Source organism: Bacillus sp. D386 (assembly GCF_006346415.1).
The window spans coordinates 562,223-589,153 of the sequence record NZ_VEMV01000003.1 but is presented as its reverse complement, the minus strand read 5'-3'; the positions used below and the strand labels follow the sequence as shown (position 1 = coordinate 589,153).

General features: G+C 36.9%; 21 protein-coding genes. 8 read left to right on the top strand and 13 right to left on the bottom strand.

The annotated features are described in order from the left end of the window. Positions 1-16 precede the first annotated feature (16 nt). From FHY45_RS11530 to FHY45_RS11520, 3 genes are read right to left on the bottom strand one after another with little or no spacing between them, the layout of a single operon-like run. Entirely contained in the window at positions 17-595 is a 579-nt protein-coding gene (locus FHY45_RS11530; protein WP_066103766.1) for a TerD family protein, read from the bottom strand. A 54-nt stretch (positions 596-649) separates the two neighbouring features. Further along, complete coding sequence (locus tag FHY45_RS11525; protein ID WP_066103765.1) at positions 650-1,231, bottom strand: TerD family protein; 582 nt, start codon at positions 1,229-1,231, stop codon at positions 650-652. Positions 1,232-1,264: 33 nt separating this feature from the next. Continuing rightward, the gene (locus FHY45_RS11520; protein ID WP_066103763.1) at positions 1,265-1,849 is read right to left on the bottom strand and encodes a TerD family protein; all 585 of its coding nucleotides are present in this window, start codon (positions 1,847-1,849) and stop codon (positions 1,265-1,267) included. Positions 1,850-2,402: 553 nt separating this feature from the next. On the opposite strand from FHY45_RS11520, the gene FHY45_RS11515 reads away from it, so the two are divergent. Then, positions 2,403-2,897 carry a hypothetical protein gene (locus FHY45_RS11515; protein WP_139891923.1) on the top strand — a complete coding sequence of 165 codons (495 nt, stop codon included), beginning with the start codon at positions 2,403-2,405 and terminating at the stop codon, positions 2,895-2,897. 144 nt (positions 2,898-3,041) lie between these two features. On the opposite strand, the gene FHY45_RS11510 is transcribed toward FHY45_RS11515, so the two are convergent. Beyond that, positions 3,042-4,376 (bottom strand): multi antimicrobial extrusion protein MatE, encoded by a 1,335-nt coding sequence (locus FHY45_RS11510; protein WP_139891922.1) that lies wholly within the window; start codon positions 4,374-4,376, stop codon positions 3,042-3,044. A 250-nt stretch (positions 4,377-4,626) separates the two neighbouring features. Between FHY45_RS11510 and FHY45_RS11505 the strand changes: the two genes are divergently transcribed. Next, complete coding sequence (locus tag FHY45_RS11505; RefSeq protein ID WP_139891921.1) at positions 4,627-5,760, top strand: DUF2515 family protein; 1,134 nt, start codon at positions 4,627-4,629, stop codon at positions 5,758-5,760. Positions 5,761-5,866: 106 nt separating this feature from the next. Here the strand turns inward: FHY45_RS11505 and FHY45_RS11500 are convergent, their stop codons facing one another. After that, positions 5,867-7,057: a mechanosensitive ion channel family protein gene (locus tag FHY45_RS11500; RefSeq protein ID WP_254654698.1), complete on the bottom strand. Its 1,191-nt coding sequence runs from the start codon at positions 7,055-7,057 to the stop codon at positions 5,867-5,869. A gap of 210 nt (positions 7,058-7,267) precedes the next feature. Between FHY45_RS11500 and ilvD the strand changes: the two genes are divergently transcribed. Further along, positions 7,268-8,947 carry a dihydroxy-acid dehydratase gene (gene ilvD, locus FHY45_RS11495; RefSeq protein WP_180349956.1) on the top strand — a complete coding sequence of 560 codons (1,680 nt, stop codon included), beginning with the start codon at positions 7,268-7,270 and terminating at the stop codon, positions 8,945-8,947. A 479-nt stretch (positions 8,948-9,426) separates the two neighbouring features. Here the strand turns inward: ilvD and FHY45_RS11490 are convergent, their stop codons facing one another. Further along, a complete protein-coding gene (locus FHY45_RS11490; RefSeq protein ID WP_139891920.1) occupies positions 9,427-10,299 on the bottom strand; it encodes a glycoside hydrolase family 73 protein in 873 nt (290 codons plus the stop codon). 585 nt (positions 10,300-10,884) lie between these two features. Here FHY45_RS11490 and FHY45_RS11485 point away from each other — a divergent pair. The 4 genes from FHY45_RS11485 to FHY45_RS11470 are packed head-to-tail and all read left to right on the top strand — an operon-like array spanning position 10,885 to position 15,785. Continuing rightward, on the top strand, positions 10,885-12,087 hold the full coding sequence (locus FHY45_RS11485; RefSeq protein ID WP_483861445.1) for an iron-containing alcohol dehydrogenase: 1,203 nt from the start codon (positions 10,885-10,887) through the stop codon (positions 12,085-12,087). A gap of 11 nt (positions 12,088-12,098) precedes the next feature. Further along, complete coding sequence (locus FHY45_RS11480) at positions 12,099-13,847, top strand: thiamine pyrophosphate-binding protein (RefSeq protein WP_139891918.1); 1,749 nt, start codon at positions 12,099-12,101, stop codon at positions 13,845-13,847. 1 nt (position 13,848) lies between these two features. Further along, entirely contained in the window at positions 13,849-14,784 is a 936-nt protein-coding gene (locus tag FHY45_RS11475; protein ID WP_139891917.1) for a bile acid:sodium symporter family protein, read from the top strand. Continuing rightward, a complete protein-coding gene (locus tag FHY45_RS11470) occupies positions 14,781-15,785 on the top strand; it encodes an SDR family oxidoreductase (RefSeq protein WP_139891916.1) in 1,005 nt (334 codons plus the stop codon). Before FHY45_RS11475 ends, FHY45_RS11470 begins: the two co-directional genes overlap by 4 nt. A 307-nt stretch (positions 15,786-16,092) precedes the next feature. Here the strand turns inward: FHY45_RS11470 and FHY45_RS11465 are convergent, their stop codons facing one another. The 3 genes from FHY45_RS11465 to FHY45_RS11455 all read right to left on the bottom strand — a co-directional run bounded on the left by FHY45_RS11465 (position 16,093) and on the right by FHY45_RS11455 (position 18,085). After that, positions 16,093-16,920: a hypothetical protein gene (locus FHY45_RS11465; protein ID WP_139891915.1), complete on the bottom strand. Its 828-nt coding sequence runs from the start codon at positions 16,918-16,920 to the stop codon at positions 16,093-16,095. Between the two features lie 184 nt (positions 16,921-17,104). Next, positions 17,105-17,389: a hypothetical protein gene (locus tag FHY45_RS11460; RefSeq protein WP_139891914.1), complete on the bottom strand. Its 285-nt coding sequence runs from the start codon at positions 17,387-17,389 to the stop codon at positions 17,105-17,107. A gap of 318 nt (positions 17,390-17,707) precedes the next feature. Further along, positions 17,708-18,085 (bottom strand): PH domain-containing protein, encoded by a 378-nt coding sequence (locus tag FHY45_RS11455; protein ID WP_139891913.1) that lies wholly within the window; start codon positions 18,083-18,085, stop codon positions 17,708-17,710. 248 nt (positions 18,086-18,333) lie between these two features. On the opposite strand from FHY45_RS11455, the gene FHY45_RS11450 reads away from it, so the two are divergent. Beyond that, on the top strand, positions 18,334-18,633 hold the full coding sequence (locus FHY45_RS11450) for a TIGR04104 family putative zinc finger protein (RefSeq protein ID WP_139891912.1): 300 nt from the start codon (positions 18,334-18,336) through the stop codon (positions 18,631-18,633). A gap of 44 nt (positions 18,634-18,677) precedes the next feature. Here the strand turns inward: FHY45_RS11450 and FHY45_RS11445 are convergent, their stop codons facing one another. From FHY45_RS11445 to FHY45_RS11430, 4 genes are read right to left on the bottom strand one after another with little or no spacing between them, the layout of a single operon-like run. Then, positions 18,678-23,141 (bottom strand): coiled-coil domain-containing protein, encoded by a 4,464-nt coding sequence (locus FHY45_RS11445; protein ID WP_139891911.1) that lies wholly within the window; start codon positions 23,139-23,141, stop codon positions 18,678-18,680. Next, positions 23,119-23,865 (bottom strand): DUF6063 family protein, encoded by a 747-nt coding sequence (locus FHY45_RS11440; RefSeq protein ID WP_139891910.1) that lies wholly within the window; start codon positions 23,863-23,865, stop codon positions 23,119-23,121. The genes FHY45_RS11445 and FHY45_RS11440 overlap by 23 nt, the downstream gene beginning before the upstream one ends. Then, positions 23,858-25,378, bottom strand: a complete 1,521-nt coding sequence (locus tag FHY45_RS11435; protein WP_257469040.1) for a hypothetical protein — start codon at positions 25,376-25,378, stop codon at positions 23,858-23,860. Before FHY45_RS11435 ends, FHY45_RS11440 begins: the two co-directional genes overlap by 8 nt. Further along, positions 25,369-26,442 (bottom strand): Wadjet anti-phage system protein JetD domain-containing protein, encoded by a 1,074-nt coding sequence (locus FHY45_RS11430; RefSeq protein ID WP_139891908.1) that lies wholly within the window; start codon positions 26,440-26,442, stop codon positions 25,369-25,371. Before FHY45_RS11430 ends, FHY45_RS11435 begins: the two co-directional genes overlap by 10 nt. Between the last annotated feature and the right edge of the window lie 489 nt (positions 26,443-26,931).

Below are 26,931 nucleotides of genomic sequence, written 5' to 3'. Positions count from 1 at the left end.
AACTAATCATTTATGCTTAAACGCTTAAGCCATATGCTTTAACCAATGAATGTAACCCGCCTTGATAACCGGAACCAACCGCATTGAATTTCCAATCAAGGTTATGTCTATAAACCTCACAAAATACGACAGCTGTTTCAATACTGAAATCTTCTCCAAGGTCATAACGTAAAACCTCAACGCCCGTATCTTCATTTACTAGACGTACAAAAGCGTTGGTAACTTGTCCAAAATTTTGACGGCGAACTTCCGCATCATGAATCGTTACTGTAATAGCAATTTTGTTCACATCATCGGGGATTTTAGAAAGATCGATTTTGATTTGTTCATCATCGCCTTCCCCTTCTCCCGTTCTGTTATCTCCGGTATGGGTAACGGAACCATCCGTACTTTGAAGATTATTATAAAAAATGAAATCGAAATCGTTACGGCATTTTCCGTGGGCATTTAAGATGAACGCAGAGGCATCCAAGTCAAAATCTTGACCTCCATCAAAGTTTTTTACATCCCATCCTAAACCGATAACAATTTTTTGCAATGTTGGATCGTTTTTAGTCAGGTCAATACGTTGACCTTTACTGAGTTGAATAGCCATGTGCAAAATCACACCTCTCAAATTCGTATATTACTATTTAATAAACGAATAGTATTATCCTATTTGTAATCCATAGTCATTGCAAAGAGCAGCTAAACCGCCTTGGTAACCGGAACCAATCGCACTAAATTTCCATTCTCCTTGATGGCGGTATAATTCGCCTACAACAACGGCAGTTTCAATGCTAAAATCTTCTCCCAAATCATATCTGATCAGTTCTTCATTCGTTTCTTCGTTCACAATTCGAATGAAAGCGTTTGAAACCATACCAAAGTTTTGACTTCTGGAATCAGCATCATGGATGGTTACAGCAAAAGCAACTTTTTGTATACTTTGTGGAATACTTTGGATTGAGATTTTAACCTGTTCATCATCGCCGTCACCTTCTCCAGTTAAGTTATCACCAGAGTGAGTTACGGAACCAGCACCACCTGTTGTATTATTATAGAAAACAAAATCTTCTCCGCCGGATACTTTTCCGCTTTCATTTAAAAGAAATACGGATGCATCAAGGTCAAAATCATGTCCGCCATCATATTTGTTTACGTCCCATCCTAAACCTACTATTACTTTTGTTAAACCAGGATTTGTTTTTGTAAGATCTACTTTTTGTCCTTTTGATAATGAAATTGCCATTTTATTTCCCTCCAGTATTTTAATTAATATTTATTATTGGTATTTGCTGCATATCTCCGATAGACTGCTATCTTTCGTTCCATCACCAATAGCAGCAAATTTCCATTCTGAATTGTGACGATAAATTTCACCTGTAATCAATGTTGTTAAGCCAGCATAATTATCCGACAAATTAAATCGAACTAATTCTTCGCCTGTATCGTGATTCACAACACGTATATAAGCATTCTCAATCATGCCAAAGTCTTGTTTTCTTTGAACACAGTTATAAATGTTTACGACAAAAACTAATTTGTTGTATGTATTTGGAACAGATTTCAAGTTGATTTTAATGGATTCATCATCACCATCGCCATCCCCAGTTAAGTTGTCTCCTGAATGAATAACAGAACTACAAGCACTTTTTTTATTCCCAAAATAAACAAGATCTTTATTACTCTGCAATTTATCTGCAGTCAGCATAATAACTGATGCATCACAGTCTACATCTGCACTTCTGCTAAAAAAGCCGCCTTTTTTCTTTACTGGATCCCAACCTAAACCAACCATAATCGTATTTAGATTTGCATTACCTTTTGTCAGGTCAATTCGTTGTCCTTTTTGTAAGCTTATAGCCATTAACGTTCTCTCCTTCTTTCATTTTGGATTTTCTGTATAGTAGCCATGGGTGAAACAACGAACATTTACATAGTTCAATAAATTTCGTTAGTTAATATTTACTAGTTTATGAATTTATTAACTAGTAAAGCGCTATATATTTACTATAATAACTAAAATTGCCTTACATTTACAACTTTTTATATTAATTTCCATAAGATAGTTTATATTTGTAGAATTTTCAGACGTTTTGTATTATTGCCTATTCCAGTTATAACTCTTTATTCTTCTTTTCCCTGGATATATTTCACTCCCTTTATATTTTTCGTTCACTTGAAATAAAGATTACTAAATGATAAGTACTGTATATCGTCATACAGGCAGTAATATACATTCTCTAAAGGAATAAATGAATATATAGAGAAAAACTACATGATGGGATATTGCCGGTATGATAGACATTAATAACAGGCCATTGAGGGGTCTAAATTAGACAAGAATTACTCATCAACTGAATAATAGTAGTTTATTGATGGTGGAAACAAACAATCTTTCTGAAATGAATAGAGGTTGAATGAAGAGTGTTATAATTGCTTTAGTGATTGTATTAGCTGCAGGATGCAGTAACTCTGCAAATAATAAACAGCCTGAGGTAGGAAGATTACCTTTACATAACATTGAAGAAAGCAACTTCATTAGTATCTGTACCGATACAGCGGCAGATATTGAATCCTCCTCACATGAATCGGAAATGTTGTTAAATCAAATAGACTTCAAAGATACGCAGTGGAAAAATGAACTGCAATCAATAGTGGCTGATCTGTCCTTTGCCACAAACTATTATGCACTCGAAACCACTAAAATGAGTGATGAATTAATCAGCAATTATACAAAAACGATAACCACCTACGAAGAAGGAATTACAACCATCAGAGTAGTCATTGATTTGATTAAACATTGTTTGGAGTCGTTTAATAAGGAAGAGCTATTAAAAACTACCCCTCTGTTGGAGGCAGGCAATGTACAAATTAAACTGGCATTAGAGAAATTAGAACAGGAAGAAAAGTGATAAAAGTACTAATGATTTAGGGGAAATATGTATAACAGATAGGGTGGATACAAAGAATATTTACTCTCCTCACTCTTTCTCATGCTATGAGTCTTTTAGCTGCAAAAAAAAAGAGATTATTCATCTGAATAACCTCCCTTTTACTTACATGGATTCCATTTGAGTAGCTTGCTTATCTATGTCCTTATTATATTTTTGCACCACCATAAAAACGAATACTAAGCCAACCAATTCCCCAAGAGAAGCAGCTATGGCACCCGCTCTTCCATTTAATGAAGGGAACAGGACAACAAATGTCACTAAAATAATTACAACCGTAATCAGATTATAAAGCTGTGGCTTTAACATCGCTCCTGTTTTCTTGTTTAGCATTAAAATGCCCCCTAAGTAATCCACCCAAGGAAAAACAAAGGTTTTTATAATAAAGAATTGCAGCACCTGCAATGTCTCTTTAGCCAATGTACCGGTTGTGCCAAAGATCGTATCCATAAACCAGAAGCCTGCAGGTGTATAGCATAATATAAGCAATAATGTTGTAGGAACTATACTAAAAATCACAATACACTGAAAGACCGCTTTTTTGTTTGTATCATAAAATTGAAGAACGACCTGATGGGTGTACATAAAAAAGCTGATGATCAAATTCGTTACACTGAAGGCAAGAGCAAAAGAAGCGATCCCGAGATTTACATTGTCAATGAAGCTTAAACAAGCATAAATGATAGGTGTTACAAGCGTTTGAAAAGATAAGTAAAAGACCAATGGCGTATAAAACTTTCCAATCTCTCTTTGGGTCAATGGCTGTTCATCATCTTCATCCAGGTTCTCTGTCTTTATTAAACGATGGCCTCTCCAGATACTGATTACACATTCGATTAACATACCGGTTAAGAAAATGATGGCTCCGGCTATACTTGACAGTAAATCCGCATAATGGATGAAATAAAATGCAATTGCAATCATACCAATCAAGCGAATAATCACACCATAGGTCACCCATTTTGTTTCAAGATGATTAATCATAATTCCCTGATATAACGTACGGATGCCTGATAGTAAAATCACAACAGCTAAAACCTTAAAGGTGTTCATTAAAGCTGACATATTCTCAGGTTCAGCATTAAATAAATAAGTGAATATCCATTCTCCAAGCGGTGAAAACGCGACTAACATACAAATAAGCATTAAAGTAACGATGATTTTTATGAAAAAAGAGCAAATAGCCTGGAAGGTCGACTTCCCTTTTGCTAAGGCTGAGCTTGTTTGTCTGAATACTAAAGCCGGTCTTTCCATAATACTAAACAGTGAAAAAGCAATTGCATAGTTGGATATAATGACCTCCGCTGCTTCAGCCCGACTAAGTGTCCCGTTAATAATAACGTGAGATACCGAAGTCAAACTAGCTGACAGAGCCAATGGGATAAAGAATAGCAATATTTTTCCTAATGTATATTCCTCTGATGTCTTTGGTTGTTTCATGTCGTAACCTCACTTCTTTTCAATCAAACATTTTTTCACAAAACTACAGACTGAAATATCTAATATGTTCACTTTCATACGGAAACTGAACAAATTATTGACAAAGTAAAAGCTATTCATGCTGCTTATTAGATTACTCCTCCCAAGCGGCAATCGTCTATCTTAACGCTTTATGCATGTGTATAAACCGAATTTTTAAAGAATAAAATAGAGCACCTTTAATTATTTTTTATTAGAAGGAGATATATTTATGTCCTTTCCCTGGTTTAAAAAGAAAAAAACAGAACTATCCGGAACATTAACTGAAATGAAAAAGATGCTTGATCAAAAAAAGAAAGTAATATACAAAATGACGCATGAAGATGAAATGATTTTAAGAATGATACGTGAAAAAACAAGCTTAGCCAATCAGAATAATATTACCAGGACTAAAGCCTATCTTTCTTTTTATCAAAACCATCCAGAGATCCATTGGTCATTTCTTGCCCATATGGTTTCCAGAAATGCCGGATGGAATATGACTGACTTAAAGGGTACTTGTTTATCAAGATTGCTGGAGAAAAAGGAAGCTGAAACATTCTTTTTGTTTTTAGAACGGGGCAATTGGTTGATTTTTAATGATGCCTATCCTCAATTACTCATGTATGAAGAATCACTTAAATACGGTCGGAATCTCGCCTACTTATTGCCTCATTTATTTGTTTCAGCGTATATGCAAACTGTTTGGACTTACTTTTGGCAATATAAAGATTCAGCTCTTCTAACGGTGGCACTTATCATAAATGAACAAAACCATTTAGAAGAAACACTCATAAAAGAACCCAATATCCATAATCAGGTCCTTGTAAAACTTGAATTTTCTCTACAAGATCATTTATCAATGAATCAAATTTTATTTCCTTATTTGAAAAATAATACGAAGATCAGTTTTGCGGGTAAAACGATCCATCACTTTGAACAGCTCGATAGCCGGATTCAAATTGGAAAGGATTTGTATACGTGTTTATTTAATGATAGAAGTTTGAAGAAAATTGAACAATGGGCATTAAATACGCCGCATACAGGCTCAAGAAAGGATTATTGGCCGCATCTTTTTAATGATATAAATGAAGAATTTCCAGGAAAAAAGTATAAAGTTCGTTTAAGAGAATGCAGGCTGCTATCTGGATCTCCTCACTTTTATAGCCCTTCACTCTCATATGTATGGAAAGATGTATCGCACTCGCCACCTCAATATACAGAATGGTATAAGGATTCAACGATTGTAAAGGAAATGGTTCTGAGTATGAATCAAACTATTGAAAATGTAGAAGTTGATTATTGTAAAACACTGGAGAAATTGGAGATGGCTTGTGTGGCAAAGAATGTATTCCCTCTTTTTTAAATATGGTTAATATCTAAGGTTTTCTAGCACTGTTATAGTGAATACTCTTTATAAAAGAAATATACCACTATGAATCACTTAATTCACAGTGGTATATTAAAATGATTTAATTTGATCTTTCTTTTATTAATGAAAACTCAGGATCAACAGAAACTTTTTGCATAGGCACTGCCAAAGATATTCCCTCTTTTTCTAACAGCTGCATGATACTTAAATTGATTTGATGTTTAATTTGGACATGTTCTTCCCAGGCAGTAGTATTGGTAAAGAAATAAACTAGTATTTTTATATAATGATCTTTAAATTGATCGAAGGCTACGACAATGGTGTCCTGATGAACACCTTGATGTGAGCGCAGCAAATGTTTAATTTCCTCTATTAGATTATCAAGTTGATCTGTCTCCCTTTGGTAGGCGACGTCCAAATGAAAATCGATTTTTCGTTTTCCCATTCGACTCCAGTTCGTGATTGCATCGCTGGCCAGCGTAGCATTAGGTACAGTCACTAACGCCTGGCTGAATGTACGAACCTTTGTACTTCTAAAGTTTATATCCTCCACAGTTCCTTCAACATTAGATGTTAAAATCCAATCACCGATAGAAAAAGGTTTTTCTGTGACGATTACAATTCCGCCAATTAAATTACCAACAGCGTCTTTAGCTGCTAAGGCAAAAGCTAAACCACCCAAACCAAGACCGGCTACCAATCCATTTACGTCATAATCAAATTCTTGACCGATAATACTAATGCTGATGGCTACGATAATCACTCTCATGGCTCTGGATATAAAGGGAATGAGGATCAAATCGATTTTTTGATTCATTTTCTCATTAATATTTAATAAAATACCTTGTGAAGGTGAGGACAAATTAAATAATCCCCAGGTAATCAAAAAGATAATCATCGAACGCAATAATTTTAAGAAAAAAGGATTATGTTGATTGATGAATGGAAAGTACTTTACCCCTATGTACAGACCAATGATAATAAACAGCCAACTGATCGGTTTTTCAAAGCTTTTAAAAACTTGAATAAATAAATCATTTGGCTTATCCTCTCTCAATTTTAATATCAACTGAAAGACATACTTCGTAACTAGCTTCCTAAAAAGGATGAATAGCAAAACAATCCCTAATGCAATCCCAGTGTTAACCCATTTCTCATAGTCTCCTTCATATAAAGTGACCATTAACTTGTAATCTAACAAACGATCAAATCCTTTCTGTCTTGATTGAAGTTCTACTACCAAGTCAGAATTTTTATCCATATTATGAAACGTCATGTAAGTAATACGCATTATTTTACCCTGATTTTCAATAAAATGAAAATAATGTGTCTTCAAACGAAGAGAGTTTCAACAAGTATGAAAGTTACATCAGCAATTTACGATATTTATATAAAAAATATAATTCTTTTCCAATTATGATAGGATATTACTTCATTTAATGTTAAAATGTTGAATAATTCTAAATATACAGATAAATTTACCTAATTGGAGATGATTGTCATGACTGAAATGCGTAGTAATATGATAAAAAAAGGAATAGATCGCGCTCCACATAGAAGCTTACTGAGAGCGGCTGGTGTAAGTGAAGAGGATTTTGGAAAACCATTCATCGCGGTTTGCAATTCCTATATTGACATCGTTCCTGGTCATGTACATCTGCAGGAATTCGGAAAGATTGTAAAGGAAGCAATCCGTGAAGCGGGTGGGGTTCCGTTTGAATTCAATACTATTGGTGTCGATGATGGGATTGCTATGGGCCATATCGGCATGCGTTATTCTTTGCCGAGTCGTGAAATTATTGCGGATTCTATTGAAACAGTCGTATCAGCGCATTGGTTTGATGGAATGGTTTGTATTCCAAACTGTGACAAAATCACACCTGGTATGATGATGGCTGCTCTTCGTGTCAATATCCCAACTATTTTCGTCAGTGGCGGACCAATGAAAGCTGGTAAAGATAAAGATGGCAACTCCCTCTCCCTCACTTCCGTTTTTGAAGGTGTCGGTGCCTATCAATCCGGACAAATTGATGAAGAGCGACTGCAGGAGCTTGAACAGGTCGCCTGTCCAACATGCGGTTCATGTTCCGGAATGTTCACCGCGAACTCAATGAATTGCTTAGCGGAAGGCTTAGGTTTAGCTTTACCTGGTAACGGGACAATCCTTGCCGTTGCAGAGGAAAGAAAGGATTTTGTCAGACAATCAGCCAAACAGCTGATGCAGCTCATTAAAACAGACATTAAACCGCGTGATATCGTGACCATCGATACGATTGATAATGCATTTGCTCTTGACATGGCCATGGGTGGTTCAACGAATACAGTCCTTCATACTCTCGCATTGGCTCATGAAGCTGGATTCGAATACCCGATGGAGCGTATTAATGAGATTGCCAGCCGAGTCCCCCATTTGGCAAAAATAGCGCCGGCATCTGATTATCATATTGAGGATGTACATAATGCCGGTGGTGTCAGTGCTATTATTAATGAGTTGCTGAAAAAGCCGGGTGCTTTAAACGGAGAATGTATAACTGTCTCTGGCCAAACATTGAGAGAAAACGTGCTGGGCTGTGAGATTTTAGATTATGATGTAATTCGTCCTTTAAGCAATCCACATTCAGAACGTGGCGGCTTGGCTGTACTGTTTGGCAATCTTGCACCAAATGGTTCAATTATTAAAGTAGGAGCGGTCGATCCGGAAGTTGGCGGCTATCACAGAGGCCCTGCTATTTGTTTCGATTCTCAGGAGGATGCTTTATCAGGCATCATTACCGGTAAAGTAAAAGAAGGAGATGTAGTCGTCATTCGTTATGAAGGCCCAAAAGGCGGTCCCGGTATGCCGGAAATGCTCGCTCCTACCTCGCAAATTGTTGGGAGAGGATTGGGCGCAAAAGTAGGCTTAATTACAGACGGACGTTTTTCGGGTGCCTCAAGAGGAATCAGCATTGGCCACATATCACCTGAAGCGGCTGAAGGCGGCCCTATTGCCTTTGTTGAAAATGGCGATATCATTGAACTCGATATGAATAAACGTACCATTCAACTGGAAATCTCAGACGAGGAATTTGAACTCCGCAGAGCGAATTGGAAAGGTTTTGAGCCAAAGGTCAAGACCGGCTATCTGGCACGATATTCGAAACTCGTCACTTCCGCCAGTACAGGTGGAGTTATGAAAATCTAATGACTAAGGGATGTAAGCAACTGTTTACATCCCTTTTTACATGTATGTTTATTCAGGTGCATGCTGAAACTGTATTGTTTCATGCAAAGATAAATCAGCTTTATATAAAGTGATATTTCCGGATGGTGGTAAAGAGCTGTATGAATTGTCTTTGAAGTTTTTGTCCAGTGATATTGTCCATTTTGCTTCATCATTTTTAACTAATACAACTGCTAAGGTTCCAAATTGGACAACTTCTTCCCAATTATAATCACTAGAATCCTCTACGCCCCCTTAAACAATTCATCTCCATACGTATTCAAATGATCACTCTCCAATATTTACATTAAATCATTTACTTAAGTCCCTTTTACAGTTACCATTTATTTTAACAAACCTCATTTTCAAAAGGTGGAAATTTATCTATGCAGTTAATCAAAAATCACCTATTAAAAATAAAAAACAAGCGTATGTGCAAAAATAGACACATACGCTTGTTTTTATAATTTATTTGAAGTGACATTGCTATCAATTAGTTGTAATTGATATTGCTTAATAATATCGGTCAACATTTCACTATATATTTTTTCGCCTTTTTCATTCTCAGCCGTACTGTAGCCGGCATCTTCCAATGCTTGAGCCTGTTCCATATAGGTGTTAGCCTCAAAAAGGCCATGCTTTTCATAACGTTGATTTTCTTTAAGAAATGCACCATGATCATCGATTGACTCATCAATCGAATTATAGGCTCTGAAATAACTTTTCGTTTTTTGATTATGAAATTCCGTTGTGTCCATGCTTGCAACAGCCCCATCCCAGTTATGGCCTTTAATGCCAAATAGGTTATTATACTTCTGAGATAGTCCTGATTTCCCCCATTCAGATTCCAGGATAGCCTGCGCAATTGTGATGGAAGGCAATATACCATATTCCTTATAATTATCTACAGCGGCACTTTCAATTTCAGCAATAAATTCATATTGATTGCTTTTATTACCTTTTTTAAATGAATCCAAGTAGGTTATATAGGATTTCACCTGAGATTTCTGTTCATCTGTATATTTTAAAGTATCCATTACTTCTTCAATATTTTTAAGCTTATATTTGTTTCCTTCTTTTTCGATAAACAGATTAGTGGTTTGTTCGATATTATAAGGTTCTACAGTGTCTATATTATATTCAATAGCTGCAATAGCTGCGACGTTTTGCCAGTTGGCCTGGACTTTACCTTTACTTGCGTCATCCACTATTGACTGGATTTCCTTCATTCGATCATTCGTAATAAAAGTCTTTTGCTCAGTCGGGGACATTTTCCAAAGAACAAATATCATAATCGCAATCATTGCGAAGAATACTAACTTTAAAGGTTTCATTTGATTTTCTCCTTTTGACAATTCGACATTTAACCGGAAGAAAGTCAGGATTAGCAGTAGATAACTACTATAAACGTTATCTAGTACGTTATCAAATTATATTGTATCAAATTGAGAAAAACTTTAAATGAAAATTACTTCAATAATATGTAATGTTTGGTAGTTTGTATATTGATATAAATAAGGAACAAAAGTGATTGGTAAAATAGGAAAAGAACCAAAGAAAGATTCATTTTTCCACCAAGGAAAATTTTAAACAAAGCTATTGTTAGCGAAATGCTAATGATATAACTTACTCCTTCGATTATGATATGAAGCAAGTTTTCTGTTTTAAACTTACTGCAGTAATTGTCCCAGTAACAATTAACAATTTTTTTCTCTATTGAATTAAAGGAATATCAATGATATTTACTATGACATAGTTTATTTCATCCTAAAATATTATCTTGTTATCAAAATTAAATAATTTAAATTTTCTGAATTAATATTGCTTTTGAACTTTCAAGTCTTTATAATCTTCCTTAGATATAATAATAGAAACCTATCTTAACGCATTAATGTAAGCGTATACATTAAGCTAAAGGAGTGATCTTTATCGAATCTATTTTAAAACCTGCCATAATCTTGACAGGCGGGTTTAGTGGTATACAGCTTATGGAGACAATTCGAAAGCTGCAAATCAAGAAAGCTTTTATCATGATTTCAGTAAAGCTTTACAAAGATGCGAAAACGCATCTCTTCTCAATGCTTGAAAAAGAAGGGATATCGATTCAGCTCTATATTTGCGACAAAGGTGAACCAACCTTCAGTCAAGTGAGAAAAACCACCCATATAGCTCTCTCAGAAAGCTGTGATGGTGTTGTGGCAATCGGTGGTGGCAGTGTGATTGATCTCGCTAAGGCCGTTTCCGTCTTTGCCATTAATTCAGAGCATACTTTACTTACCATCCAGCAAGAATCCATAATTGAACGTCTTCCCTTGATTGTCATACCAACCACGGCTGGTTCAGGATCAGAAGCAACAAAAGTTATGGTCATTACTGACGATGAAACTGGCATTAAACGTAATCCCTCTCATCCAAGTTTTGTACCGGATGCGGCCATATTAGATTCCTATTGGACCAAGAGATTACATCCGGTCATCTCCGCATATACAGGCTTAGACGCACTTACACATGCAATGGAAGCTTATGTTTCAACAAAAGCAACCGAATTAACAGACTTCTATGCTCTTCAAGCCTTCAAGAAAATCACCAACGCCCTTCCAAACGTTTACATAAAAACAAATAACCAACAAGCCTATGATGATATACTTATCGGCAGTTTATATGCTGGAATAGCATTCTCTAATTCATCAACTAATTTAGCACACGCCACAGGCAGAGCCTTAGGGATAAAATATAAAATTCCCCATGGTTTAAGTGTTGCACTCCTGCATCCATTTGTAATTGACTTCGGAATTGAAGATGCAGAAGACCGTTATGCAGAACTGGCCATTGCTATTGGACACAATCCCAATGAAAGCAAATCCGCCCTGGCAAGAAAAATACTTAAACTGATCTATCAATATAATGAGCAGTTTCAAATTTGGGAGACAGGCAGACCATACATATCAATGGATCAAATGTGTTCCTCACAGATAAAGGAATTAACGGCGCTCACTCTTTGCGGCAATGGTATTGACACAAACCGCAGGATTCCAACTCAAGAGGATATTGAAAAGATTTTCCATCAATTATTTCAAGTATTAAACCCTGATTTGATTCATCAATATAATCGTAATGATTAAGGAGGAATATTATGGCTGAAATGAGTGGCGGCGAAGTCATTGCAAAAATGTTAAGCCTTGAGAATGTTGAAAAATTATTTGGCATTATAGATGGAACTTATTTTGGATTTTATTCAAACTTACAGAACCATGGTATTGAATTGATTTCTCCACGCCATGAGACGAGCGCAGCCCACATGGCTGGAGCCTATGCCAGATTGACTGGTAAGCTTGGAGTTTGCATGGCCAGCAATGGGCCGGGAGTAGCCAATATCCTCCCTGGATTGGTTGTCGAGCAGGCAGAAGGTAACCGGGTACTTGTCATTACCAGTGCTAGGCGGACCGGCATCATGTACCCTGACCGTGGAGGCACCTATCAATGCTTTGATCAGACAGCCGTGATTGGCCAGATTGCGAAATGGAGCGAAGCAGTTCCTTCATTCGATAGGATTCCAGAAATGCTCCGCACCGCCTTAAGAAAATGTTTCGAAGGACGCCCAGGAGTCGTTCATCTTGATATACCGGAAAATATTCTCAATACGAAAGTGAAATGTGACCTTTCATTTTGGAGGGCTAGCCAATACCGTGTAACCCAACCACCTGAACCAAATAAACAACAATTAGATGAAACGGTTGAACTGCTTATATCAGCCAAATTTCCTGTTATTCATGCTGGCAGCGGAGTCATTCATGCACACGCCTTCAATGAGCTTGAGAAGGTTGCGGAATTATTACAATCGATGATTACAACAAGTTGGGCCGGTCGAGGCTCTATTTCAGAGAATAACCGCCTTATGCTACCAATGGTTCATATTGAGGCTAATAACAAGGTTCGCAATGAAGCAGATGTGCTTTTAGTGTTAGGCTCAAGGATAGGAGAAACAGATTGGTGGGGAAAAGCACCTTACTGGAATCCTAACCAAAAGGTAATTCAAGTCGATTTAGATCCTTCTATTCTCGGCGCAAATAAGCCAACTGAGGTCAGCATTCTCTCAGATGTAAAAATCTTTTTAGAAAAATTATATCAACGACTTCTTCCCTTTAAGGATCAATTGAACTACCTCCAGCGCGAAGCATTGCTATCCAAATACCTTGAAGATAAGCAAAAGCACAGGGATAAGCTTAACGAACATCTAAATGATCATGCCACTCCGATGAACTCAGCTCATATTCCTGCTATATGCAGTGAGGTATTTCCAAAAGAATCACCACTTGTTATTGATGGCGGCAATACAGCCATTTGGACAAATTTCTATTATAAGGTTACAGAACCTGGAACAGTCATTTCGACATTTAAATTCGGGATGCTCGGGGCAGGTGTCGGTCAGGCGCTCGGCGCAGCTGCTGCTAAGCCAGATGTACCTGTATGTTGCATCATTGGTGATGGAGCAATGGGCTTTCATCCACAAGAGATTGAAACAGCAGTGCGGAATGGCTTGCATATTATATATATCGTTCTTTGCGACCGTCAATGGGGAATGGTAAAAATTAATCAGCATATAGCCATGAAGCCAATTAAGACCTTAATCAAGAAAACCCTCAGCCCTGAAGAAAGCATTAATACAGACCTGGGCAATATCAATTTTCAACAGTTAGCTGAAAGCATGGGTGCACATGGGGAATATGCAAATAATCCAAATGAATTCCGCGAGGCCCTTGAGCGTTCAATCCGAAGTGGGATTTGTTCGGTTATTCATGCTGATGTAGATCCAGTCAAGCATATGTGGGCACCAGGCTTAAAATATTTTAAAGAAATGCATGCTGAACCAAGGGGTAAATAGCATGAATATCGATGATATCCAATTAAATTTCAACGCAACTTCACTGACAATTATGAATATCTTAATCGGGTTTATCATGTTTGGGGTCGCTTTGGACTTAAAATTAGCAGATTTTAAAGAAAGTATTAAAAAGCCAAAACCCACACTCATTGGACTGTCTTGTCAATTTATCCTGCTTCCGGCCTTTACATATATACTCGTTCTTATCATACAGCCAAGACCAAGTATCGCTCTAGGATTATTTTTGGTAGCTGCTTGTCCGGGCGGCAATTTATCTAACTTCTTGACCTACTTAGCTAAAGGTAATACCCCATTATCCATCAGCATGTCGGCTATTTCAACCGTACTGGCTATTTTTATGACTCCCTTTAACACCTTGCTTTGGGGTTCTCTTTATGGACCAACAGATAGTTTGCTCAAATCCTTTACTATCAGTCCGCAAGACTTGCTAGTGACAATCTTTCTAATGCTCGGGTTACCGCTTGCTATCGGGATGTATATCAATCATAAATATCCGGAAAAAGCCCAGCAAATCAACAAATGGGCGAAAAAAGCTTCTATTGTTTTCTTCCTAGGCTTTGTCATCGTTTCACTGGCAGCAAATTTTAAATATTTTATTGAGTTCATTGGGATGGTTGCGATCATTGTATTTATTCATAATTTACTTGCCATAGTCATTGGTTACACCACTTCCTCGCTGTTAAGGCTTCCGATTGCTGATCGTCGGGCCATCTCGATTGAGGTCGGGATCCAAAACTCAGGACTAGGACTTGTTTTGATCTTTAATTTCTTTGACGGACTAGGTGGTATGGCCATAGTAGCTGCCTGGTGGGCAATCTGGCATATTATATCTGGGCTTACCATTGCTACTTATTGGTCAAAGCGGCCACCTCATAAAGAAACCGTCCAAGAATCAGCCAGGAGTGTGAAAACATGAATGTACTCATAACAGGCGCGGCAGGTTATTTAGGAAGCCTTCTTGTCCAACGACTATCTGTGGCAGAAAAAAACGGGAAACCTATTCACATTATCGCTACTGATATTCAAGAAAAGCCTATATTTTATTCCGACACTACCATAGAATATGTACAGCTCGATATCCGCTCAGAGGATGTACATAAGGTTATGGCCACATATCGTATCGATACGGTCGTCCACCTGGCTTCTATCGTTACACCAGGAAAAAAGAGCAACCGTGAACTGGAATATTCCGTTGATGTTCTCGGTACAGAAAATATTCTAAAGGCTTGCGTCAGCAATGGCGTGAAACGTCTTATCGTCTCCTCAAGCGGTGCTGCATATGGCTATCATCCAGACAATCCTGATTGGATTACAGAAGATGTGCCGATTCGGGGCAACAAGGAGTTTGCATATTCCTATCACAAAAGGTTGGTTGAACAGTTATTAGCTCAATATCGTCAAACTCACCCAGAGCTGGAACAGGTCATCTTCCGAATAGGTACCATCCTTGGCGAGACAGTGAACAACCAAATCACCGCACTCTTCGAAAAGAAAGCATTAATCGGCATCTCTGGATCTGATAGCCCATTCGTCTTTATTTGGGATCATGATGTCGCTTGCTGTCTCGAACGGGCCGTTACAGGTGATGTGACAGGAATCTTTAATATTGCTGGTGATGGTAAGCTAACAATCGATGAACTTGCCTATATATTATACAAGCCAGTCATACGGATCCCTGCATTAGTCGTAAAATGGGCTCTTTATATCTTAAAACGATTATCCCTAACTCAATATGGAGAGGAACAGGTTAACTTCCTTCGCTATCGACCTGTTCTTGATAACACTAAAGTGAAAAACATTTTTGGATATACTCCAACTTATACAACAAGAGAAGTATTTGAATACTATCTGAAGCACAATGCTAAAATGAAAAGTCAACGTCATCAGTACCGAATTGATGAAAAATCCTTCAATTAACGTATTTATTTCATTATAATTCGGTAACCTTAATTGATAATTTACAAATAGGAGCAGATGCCAAAAGTTCCAAGATAAGTCAAGATGATTACATCTTAGTGCTAAGTACTAAACTTAAAGCCAGGTTCGCCAATTGAAATTACTTGTAATTATCTCGACTAAAATGAATATAGGGAACAAGACGTGTATCAGTTCTTAAATAAGGGTGGCCATACGTTTGTTACTAGCCTTTTGGGTTCTATAACTAAAAGGCGTTGTTTTATTTAATAACAGTTTTCCTAAAAAAAAATTTCTCTTCGTGTCCTACTTAAGTTTCAAATAAAGTCCCATTTAACGCTTTTATATATCGCTCAGCAGATTTTTGAACGGCTTGTTTGGCATCCTTCTGAATGATACGATGAAAAGCGTTGTAAATCCGGTCAAAGTTCATTTTGGCTACTTTATCGGCTATGTCCATTACTTTTTTAGCAGGCAAGGGAATCAGATTGGGATAACTATACATAAAACTAACCCATTTACGATCAGCCACCACCTGAATAATATCTCCTGTCAACAAAATTCCTTTATGATGATTTCCTTTATTCCATTCAAGGACAGCGCCACCTTTAAAATGGCCACCTAATCTGTGAAGGATTAATCCTTCAGACAACTTTAAAGATTCTCCTGACCAAAATACAATTTTTTCACTTTTTCTTAATACCCACTCCTGGTCGTCTTCGTGTATATAGATTGGGATATCAAAGGCTTCAGCCCATTCTATCTGACTGGAATAGTAATGAGGATGTGACAATGCAATTGCATGTAAGCCACCCTTTTTTTTAATTTTATCGACGGTTAATTGGTCAATATAAGTAATACAGTCCCATAACAATGTAAAATTATCGCTTTGAACGATGTATGCTGTCTGACCGATACCTACATCTGGTTCTGTTTTCATACTGTACAAATCTTTTTCTTCATACTTTATTTCATTTTTAAATTGTTTTGAAGATACCATCTCTTCCATTGTTGTCCACTGCTGCCCATTACGATTAATATACTGTCTTTCCTCACTGCAAATTAAACATTTCACCGGTGGGTCATTTAAGCAGTCCGTTTGTGTCCCGCAAGTTGTACAAATGTAAAGTGTACTCATTTTTATATCACCATCCCTTTAAATTGGTTCAGTTGTTTATGTGTTAAGTATATTAATTACCAAGAATTTTTACGTCCTGACAAAGGATGATATGATCTACAACTTAAGTCGCAAGTACTCCTGTATTTGTTAGATAAATAAAAGAGACCAGTTTCTATTTAACTGGTCCCCGTTCATTTGTTTCTTATTTAATTAGTGTCTTCTGAGCCCTAAAAAACTCAGTAAATGCAGCATTGATTTCCTTCGTTACTCTGAACTTAGATTTGCATCCAGTACAGCTATAACGGAAACCGCCTTTTTTAACATCCAAAAAGCCTATGAACATAAATATCGGGATTAAATACCAACCCGGCATTGGAATGCAGCACGCAATTAAAATAGCCAAAAACATCATATCTGAGACTGTAATTAGTTTTTTCACTTGATTTCCTTGGCATTTTCCGCATTTTACAATTTGTTGATCATTCATTATAATTCCTCCCTTTCATAATAATGAAAGCGCTTTAATAATTAGAATTAGGCAAAAATATTTAGTTCAGTTTGGTAAAACGTATTCATATCGTTCACAATTTAGACACATATTATAATATTCGTCACAAATTTATAATGTCCTTCATTATTTACAATTTATACAAAAAAAGATTATTTATTAGTATGGTTTTTTATGATTATATGAAGCAAAAAGACTACGGATTGTATTTGTTATGATGGGATTAGGTAAGAGGAACAATAAAAAAGGGAGAGCGTTTTAAAACGCCCTCCCATTATTAATTGATTATTTTTTTATTTATCCACAAACATAATACGCAAGCAATTTTTGAACATCTTCAATGCTATTGCCTTTTTTGAATGTCTTAGTTATCGGCATGTCTGCTCCAGATAACCAAATTTTAAGCTCAGCATCCAAATCAAATGTTCCCGCTGTTTCTGTACTGAAATGAGTGATACTTTTGTAAGGAATGGAATGATACTCGATTTTTTTTCCCGTCATTCCTTGTATGTCTACAAGAATAAGTCTGTTGCCCGTAAAAACAATCATATCCCTGATTAACTTGTAAGCTTGTTGAACTTCTTCACCTGGAAACAATACTTCTTTTAAAGATTTGGATACTTCATCCTTACTTACTGTTGAAGAATTACCCATTAACCCATCCAAAATTCCCATCTATGTATCCTCCTTTATATTTCTGAATACTTAAATTATACCTTACAAATGATTTTATATAAAATGGAATTAAATACTATAATATATTTGTACAAGTGTTCGACAAAAAAGATACAGGTTCTGTATTTATATGAAAGATATGAATTTACAAATAGGATGCTTGGTGGATGTAGTTCCATCTTTATTTCCATACCCCACTCCATTTTTTTATTAGAGATTTAAGGATATTCATTAAAGGAGGAATTACAGTGCCAACTTGTCAAAACTGCGGCAGCAAATGGTCATGGAATGATTCATTTAAAAAATTAGCATCATTCCGCAAAAATATGAAATGTAATGATTGTGGAGCTAATCAATACCAAAGCATGTATTCAAGAAAAATCACATCTATTGTAGTATTATTTCCGCTGATAACAATTCCTATTACGGTACTGTTTAATTTATCTTTAACTTTTGTCATAATCATCGAATTAGTGTTGATGCTTGTTGTTTTATTATCAATGCCTCTTTTTTTACAATTGACTGATAAAGAAGAGCCGTTATGGTAAAAAAGGAGACTGCTTAGAATTTCAGCAGTCTCCTTGTCTTCTATTTAACTTTCTAAAACTTCCTCTTCCTGATAAATTCGATAGGCAGGTACCACTGTATCTGTCACAATCTCTTTACCATTTTCACGGACAAAATCAAGTTTATAATAAGAGTCAAAGCGCTGGCTGATCTCTGTTTTCACCAATTCAGGCGGTGTAACAACGATTAATTGGAATTTCAGTTTTTCTGCCACTGCAAAAATTGGATCAAGGACGTGCGCTGATGCCGCCTGACCAAATGGATTATCACATACTAATGATACCCAGCTGTTATCTGCTTCACTCTTAACCGATAGGAGCATCATCATCATGACCATCCGCGCAGATAATTTTTGGCCGCCGCTTCCGTCTGACTTCGTCTTAGAACCTTGGTTAATGGTTTTCCAGGTTGAGTAATGTTCCTTCTGAGGTCGTCCATACTTGAACGCGTTATCTGTACGCATATTATAAACAAGCAACTCAGGGAAACGATTGCGAAGAGAAACAAATAGTATTTGTTCATCACTGATTAATTGTTTGATTTCAACCTCTAGCGCTTTATTATGGTCATCAATTGTCTCGAATTGCTTCGTGATTTTATCAATTGCCATAACGAAATGCTGCTTTAAAAGTGGCTCCACCTCTTCCGCATTTTTAGGCAATAGATCTTCCTTCAATTGGACCAGCGGGAATGTCCCACGCTCATTTTTGATTTTCATTTTCGCAATCATGGAACGTATAGCATCGGACATACTCATAACCTTCATACTCGCACGACTTGCCCAGAAATCCTGCGCCTTTTCAGCTCGTTCTTTATCACGGTCCAATTGCTCCAAACCGCTTCTTGAAAATCGTTTCATATTCGAAATAATGGTTTCAATATAAGCGTAATGGCGCGTATCCATGTGATCTAATGAGGTCAAAACTTCATTTTTAAAACGAATCTCCCAATCTTTATCCTCAATCGTCAGCTTTAGCTTACGAAGCGATTGTTCAAGCTTGGCATGTTTAACCTGTTTTTCTTCAAGGAAGTTTTGGTGAGCTTCACACCAGGCTAATATACACGATTTTCCTTGATTTTTGATTCTCTCCACGACCTCATCTGTATAAGGTACTGGATTTTCCTTGAGGATTACGGATAATGTTAATTGGTCTCCCTCATATCCATTAATACGTTCGTTTGTCTCTTTCAACTTCTTCTCAGTCTGATCCAATTGTTTTTTGGTTAATTTAGTTCGGTCTTTAATTTCTACCTCTTTAACATCCAGATCCTGATCTTCCCATTTTTCCGGCTCTTGTTCATGCTTGCTTAGCTTTTTCTGTGCTTTTTTCGCTTGTTCATTTGCCAGATTAAGAGAGGTTTCCGCAACGGTTACTTCCTTATCCTGCTTACGCTCCTCTTTATCTGCTTCTTTCGCTTCTTTTTGAGCAGTTTGCTGCAAACCCTCTAATATACTGATAGGTTCATCAGGTACAGGTCTTTCTCTCCAATCTTCATGTTGCTTTGCTAGCTTCTTCTCCAATTTAGACTTCTGAGACATTTCGGCTTCTTTCTGAGCTTTTAATGTAAGTAATTCCTGTGCCTGTTCTTCCTTGGAGCGCTGCAAGAGTTTTAATTCATTCAATTGCCCCATGATCTTATCTAATATATGCAGGGATAAGCTTGGTACTTCATCGTTACCCTCCATTTTTTCCGCAGGTGGAAATGAAGCGGAATGAACAAATTGCACGATTTCCTTAATACTCTGGTCGATTGCCAATTTCCATTCCAAATAGGTTTGATTCCATTGAGCACTTCTATCGTTCAGCTCATCTAAATCCTTGGCAATCTCAGCCTGTTGTGCAATAAGAGTAGCTTTATGCACTTCTTTAGCTTCAAGTAATTGTTTATGTTCTTCATATTTTTCTTTTTCCAGAATAAATGCTTCCAATGCATCTACATGTTTTCCACATTCCTCGATTCTCACTACCTTTTGATTGAGTTGTTCACGTAATTGAGCATGTAATTCTTTTTCTTTATCGAGGATTTGAACAGTTCGTTTTAATTCCGTATCAGCCTTGGATATTTCCTTTTCTTCCTGTTCAATGAATTTGGCAATATCTACACATAGATCTGTATCCGTCATTCTGTTTAATTCGTTATATAAACGGCGAAGAGATCGCTCTGATTTTCCAAGCTCGTCTAAAACATCTTTTTTCTCTTCGATTTTCTTGGAAATTGCTATCTTCCATTTCATAAATTCATTACGGTTTGTGATTAGTTCATGTTCCTCACCGTGCAAAACAACAAAAGAAGATACCGGAGTACCATTCATCTCTTCTCTCAAATATACAGGTACCGGGCTTTTAAATAGCCTTCCCTGTAAAAGATGATGATTGATCTTTTCCCATTGATTCCGGCTTACGACTAACCCAAACGGTAAAAGAGGATAGGACTCCAGATGATGAAGACGTTCATCTTCATCCAATGATTGCAGGTACTGTGTCCCATAGAATACATCTATTCCTGTTTTTTCATCAATCCACTCTTTAAACTCTTTTAGATCCTGATTAGCAATCCAAAAATTCTCATCGTTTAAATAATGGTCTAGCTGACTCTCCCACAGTTCTTTTTTAACCTGTTCACTCTCTTCCTGATTCTGCGTTAATTGACCTTCAATTCCGGCAGCGTATTTGGATAATAGAGCATGGGTCAAGGATGGTGAGACATCATCCAAAACTAATTTCATCCGTTCTAAAATAGAGGATTCTTTTAAATCCTGCTTTTGGTATGCCTCTTTCCAATTATCTCGTTTGGAGTTCAGATGTTTCAGTGACTCACGTAATGTTCCTAAGGAACCAGACAGTTCATTTTGAAACTCCTGTGTTTGTTGATCCTTATCCTGCAGTTGTTTTAACTCTTCCTGAAGCTGAATTAGATTTTGTTTAAAATGACTGATTAATCCAGATAAATCATATGTGATGCGGTCACCAAATTGGGTGGACATATCCTTTGATTTCACTTCAAAAGATTGAAGCTCATCCTGAATGGAAAGAATTTCCGCACTTAATTTAGCAATTTCAATCGTCTTTTGTTTATCATGACTACTTGATTCTTTAATCCGTTTAGTCAGATACTTTTTATAAGCATGGTACTGGTTATTGGATTGGGCAATATCTAGATTGGCCTTTTCCCATTCCGCTGTAACCTCGGCTTTAATTTCTTCCATTCGTTGATTCACTTGTTCTAATCCACTGTTTTGTTCAAGTTTACTCATTTGGTCAGTCAGATTAAGAATCGTATTTTCAAATTCACTCCATTCCTTTAATAACAAGGAGAAAGTGAATTCGTCCCTTATTGCTTGTTTTTCAGCGACAACTTCCTTCAACTGTTCGTGTTTCTCTTTGTTTTTCTGAAGCTGCTCTTCCCATTTACGTACATCCTGATGGGCCTTGGCATACTCCAAATTATCTTTTTCAAAGCGTAGGACAGACAGTTGCTTTGTTAATTGTTCAATCTCTGTTTCTAGTGAGATCAATTCTTCTTTTTCTTGTTTAATGACATGCTCCAAAGCACCGAGGAGCTGCTGGCCTTCCTTCGTACTTGCTTGTACAATTTCTTCATGCTCTACACCAATTCTGACATGATCTTCAAAAGGAACTATATCCTCTAAAAATTCCTTGTGGGCTTGTTCTCTTTTAAGTAAAACCGGCAAATCCTTTGCGATACTGGCCTGGCTTTTAAAGATTTCGATTAGGTCATTCTTTTGAGCTTCAGCTTTATTTAATACCTGGCTGACCGTCGGGATAATTCTCTTTTGAAAAAGGGAATGATCATCCTCCGCCCCTTCGAAATATTTACCAACTCCGCCTTCATCCCTATTAATCTCTTTCATAATGTCCCAATCTTTTCGATTAATGCCATATGTATCAAGAATGCGGTAATGTTTTTTTATGTCTCGATAAACATCGAATCCATTCCATTTAAAATAATCCTTCAGTTCTTCCGGATCAGCAACTTGCCCATTCTCGTATAGAGGAATATGCTCTAATGCTACATCCTCTTTACGATCAAATTCTCTGGCATAAAAAGTGATATTAGGAACAATCTTGGCTTCTCGCTCATCTGAACCCGTTTCCTCATTGAGATCCTCATCCAGCAGTTTCTTTTGCTCAGCAGAGAACATACCACCAGTCACTAAATGGCGCCCGTCAGAACCATCCAGTTCCCATTCGATTAATATGTGGAAAGTATACGGTGCAAATTGTTCCTTTTTATTAAAGAAAAATTGTTGGTAAAAACGATTATTTTGTTTGCCCCATGCTGTACCCGGTTTGAGTACCTGAAAGATGGATTGCAGGAAAACCCCTTTTCCACCACCATTCATCATCGCGATTAATCCGTTTGTTGATGTTTGTTCATTGTGAAAATCAAAGGTTGTGTCCTTATATTGCTTTTGCATCCCGTCATATTTCAGTCCGACGATTCTAATGCGATGGATTTTCGGCATGCTCCTGTTCCTCCGTTCTCATAAGTTCCTTCATTTGTTCATAACGGTCATAATCATGGTAAAGGAATTCAATCCGTTCAAATAACTCCATTTTAGGAACAGCTTTTGGTATATCATCTTTGTCCAAAATCACAATCAGCCCTTCAGTTTCGAGCAGTCTCATAGCGCTCGTAATCAGTCCGATACGCGTGCGCCTGTTCCCTTTCTTTGTACCGAAATCATCCGTTTCTATGACCATATGGACCCATGTAGTCACGATATCCGGCATATCAATGGCTTGTTCCTCGCCAAAGGATGGGTCCTCCTTTAACATTCGATTCCAGTTTGTAATCAGTTCATTAACCTGGCGTTCCAATGCATAATAGGTTATCCCTTCACGCTTTGTCCGAATTCTGGCTGCCTGATTCTTATCCACCATAGCCAAAAAAGCCATTAGGATGACACTCATTAAATTAAAATACTTCTTATTTTCTATTTGTTTATGCTTATCCTTCATATGGGTAAAATTAGTCGCAAAGACTGACCCTGCCGGCTGTACAACTAAATGGATACGTTTAGGCGATTCTATAATATAGGTTCCGGATTCATCTGCTAGTAATAGGACAGTTTGTCTGACTTCCGGCTCATAGTAGGTTTGAAAATGCTCGCTCGTTTCATCAATTACTTTTTCTTTTAATAAAGTAAAGTACACATGCGAAGCTTTTTTTATAATCTCATTATTCATTTATTCTTAGTTCCTCCCGGACACAAATTTTAAATGGTGTCATTTTGGTCCCATACCAATAGATTGGATCTGATCGATGATCAAACTCCGTATAAATATGACGGCCTTCCAATGATAAAAATTGTGGATATTCATTCATTAATCGATGAAGGAGGATTTCACGTTCATCCGTCAATGTTTCCAATTTCCTTGTCGGAGACATGATTTTGAGAGGTTTTTTATCAAACAACATCCATAAATCAATCGTTTCACTTTCTTCAAACCATTGATCCTGTACTTCCATAGGCATATCTGCTAAATCCGCTAATGAAAATTCTCCATATTGCTGTAAATACTCAAATACATATTTCCATGCTTTAATAACAGAGGACCAATCTGTTACTCGCTTGATTAATTCTTCTTCTTCATCCTCATCTTGATTCGTATCTTCTATTTGGAGAGTATGTGCCGATTCCTGTTCCATCCAAATCCAGTCCAATGGGAGAATAAATTCATTTTTGGGTGAAAACAACGGTCCAATAATTTGATCAATCAAATCGAAATCCTTAATTCCCTCTTTCATTAACCAGTTTTCATAAATATGCTCCCGGAATGAAACAAGGCTGTTTTCCCAAAATAGAGAAGGATTTTCTGCTTTTAATTTCATCTCATATGAAATATTTTGAATAACCAGCTTTGCAAACCGGTCATGAAGCTGTCTGGTATGTTCAATTTTTTCATGGAGAAGAATTAATTCTTTTTGAACCAATCCATTTTCTTCCGTACGTTTCGCTTTTTCAATCATAGACGAGATGGTACGGAAATGATTTTTCTCCTCCTCAAATTGTTCTTCAATCTCCCACCTGTTTTCCTCTCTCTGGTGTTCTTGCTCCAGGAGAAGAATTTTCGGGTTGTTCATCATCTCTTTCTGAAAGGAATATTCCTTTGTCATTAAACGATTCACTCTCGAAATGAGGTGATCTAAATTCCGTGTCGCTTTTTTGAAGTTACCATTTTTAATCAGCTGCATACTGTATAGCTGTTCAATCGTAATGGAGAACTCTTCCGCCATTTCCCGACTCATAAAAATCATTTCTTGTGCAACATCAGTTAATTTATAAACGATGGATCCACCCATCTCCAGGTTTGTATACAGTTCATCCATCATCACATAACGAAAGGTTTGAGTATCCCATACCTGTCTCGTTTCATCAAAATATAAGGATTCAAATGGCTTGCTGTATTCTTCCTTCCCCTGAAATAAGAGACCATTCGTAATTCTTTCTATTTGCTTTTCATCAGCCGTCAGCTTCATTTGTTTAATGCTGTCCTCAACCATATGTAAAATGTCGGTTTTTCTACGGCCATCATCATCATTTAATTCACGATAGAACATGGTCAGTAGAACTTGCATTAATATAGTCTGTATATAGGGCTTGAGTTCACCGATTTCCATTCCTTTTCCCAATTCGAACAAAGGATTCAATCGTTTCATCCTTTGAGAAAAGCCTTCCCACGATTCGTTCACATCCATCTCCTCCACGTTTCAATCGTTAAAACCTCTTGCGGAATTCGGTTTTTGGCAGCCCATAATTCATTTAAGCTGTTTTGCTCCTCTTCCGTGAACCAGGAAAAGAATCGTTCCCTGTGTATTTCATTACGTACCTGTCCTGTCTCCGAATTTGCCTGATCCATGCAGTCAAGCAATTTGCGGTAGATTTTTAAAGCAGGCTGAATGGTGCAGTCTTGATATTTATCTATCAATCTCATACAAATGCTGTAGCCCTCTGCATCTAAGTCACCTACATAATAAAATAAATAGGAGGAATCCTTCGGGAAAAGTTTAAAGAAGAAGGAGAAGCTCCTTTCTATCTTTTTACCTTCACCATAAATAATCAGTTCCGGTTCGTAATCTAATATTTCTTCTTCCAGCAATTGAACGCAAGTATGGAAGAATGATAGATTTTCTACTATTAATACTCGTTTAATATCCGCTATCTGAACACCCGGCTTTAACCAAAATACAAACGGTTCTCCAAACTTCATACTTTTTAATTCTTCCATCGAAACGCCAATTCTTTGTAGAAATCCCTTTCCCTCAGGGAATAGATCAGAGTCAGTCAGAAATTTTTCATGCCCGAAAAGCTCAAGGCTCCGCTCTTCCAGCGAAACAATTTGTCTATCCTGACTTGATTTTAGAAACGAATAAAGATTTTTCACCCTGAACCATTCATCTTCCGTTTGCCATTCCGGATGGTTTTCATAATAAGAAAAATCAAATCGATCATTCAGCTTAAGCATCTCAAGACGATCCCATTTAGTGATTTCTTTTTTGATATTAACCCAATAAAATAATGGCAAAGCTGGATGCCGGCCATTTGTTTGTTTATTTAGTATAGGTATAAGAATATTTTCTTCAACGAGTCTTTCGATAACATCGTGAAACAATGTATACCCATCCATATCAAAATAGTCTTCTATATGTATTCTTAATTGGCTTTCCAAGACATTTACATTTAATTTTTTCTTTTGCTGAGGATGCTGTATATCCTCTATAAATTGTCTAACTCTAACTTCAACCTTATTAATAACTGCCACCTTCTTCTTGCTTCAACTTACTTATAGGATTATATCAAAAAATAACCTATTTTCTCTTGGAGAATTTTGTCGATACGTATTATTATACACAAGATTTTCTGCTTTTCGGCTTATAAATAGGAAAAAAAGATGGCTAACATGATAGTAATAAAGTATTTTTAGTCATTGCTGTTACATTTCAAAAAACAAAGAGGATGAGACATAACTTATAAACGATCCTGAAAAGACGAACGAAATCTAATTTATCGACTTTGTTACTTATTAAAGAGTTAAGTTGGAAGAAAAATTCGTTCCATTGCGCGCTTACTCCACTCGCTTTCCGCGGGGAGGAAGGCTTTAGCCTCCTCGGCTGAGCCTGCGGGGTCTCAGCCTTTCCTCTACTTCCCGCAGGAGTCGGTGGCTTCCGCTCCATTCCACTAAGTTTAATAATGATATACAGAAGTAACCAATCTATTGAAAAAAAAATAAAAATCCAAACTATTAGGCGAA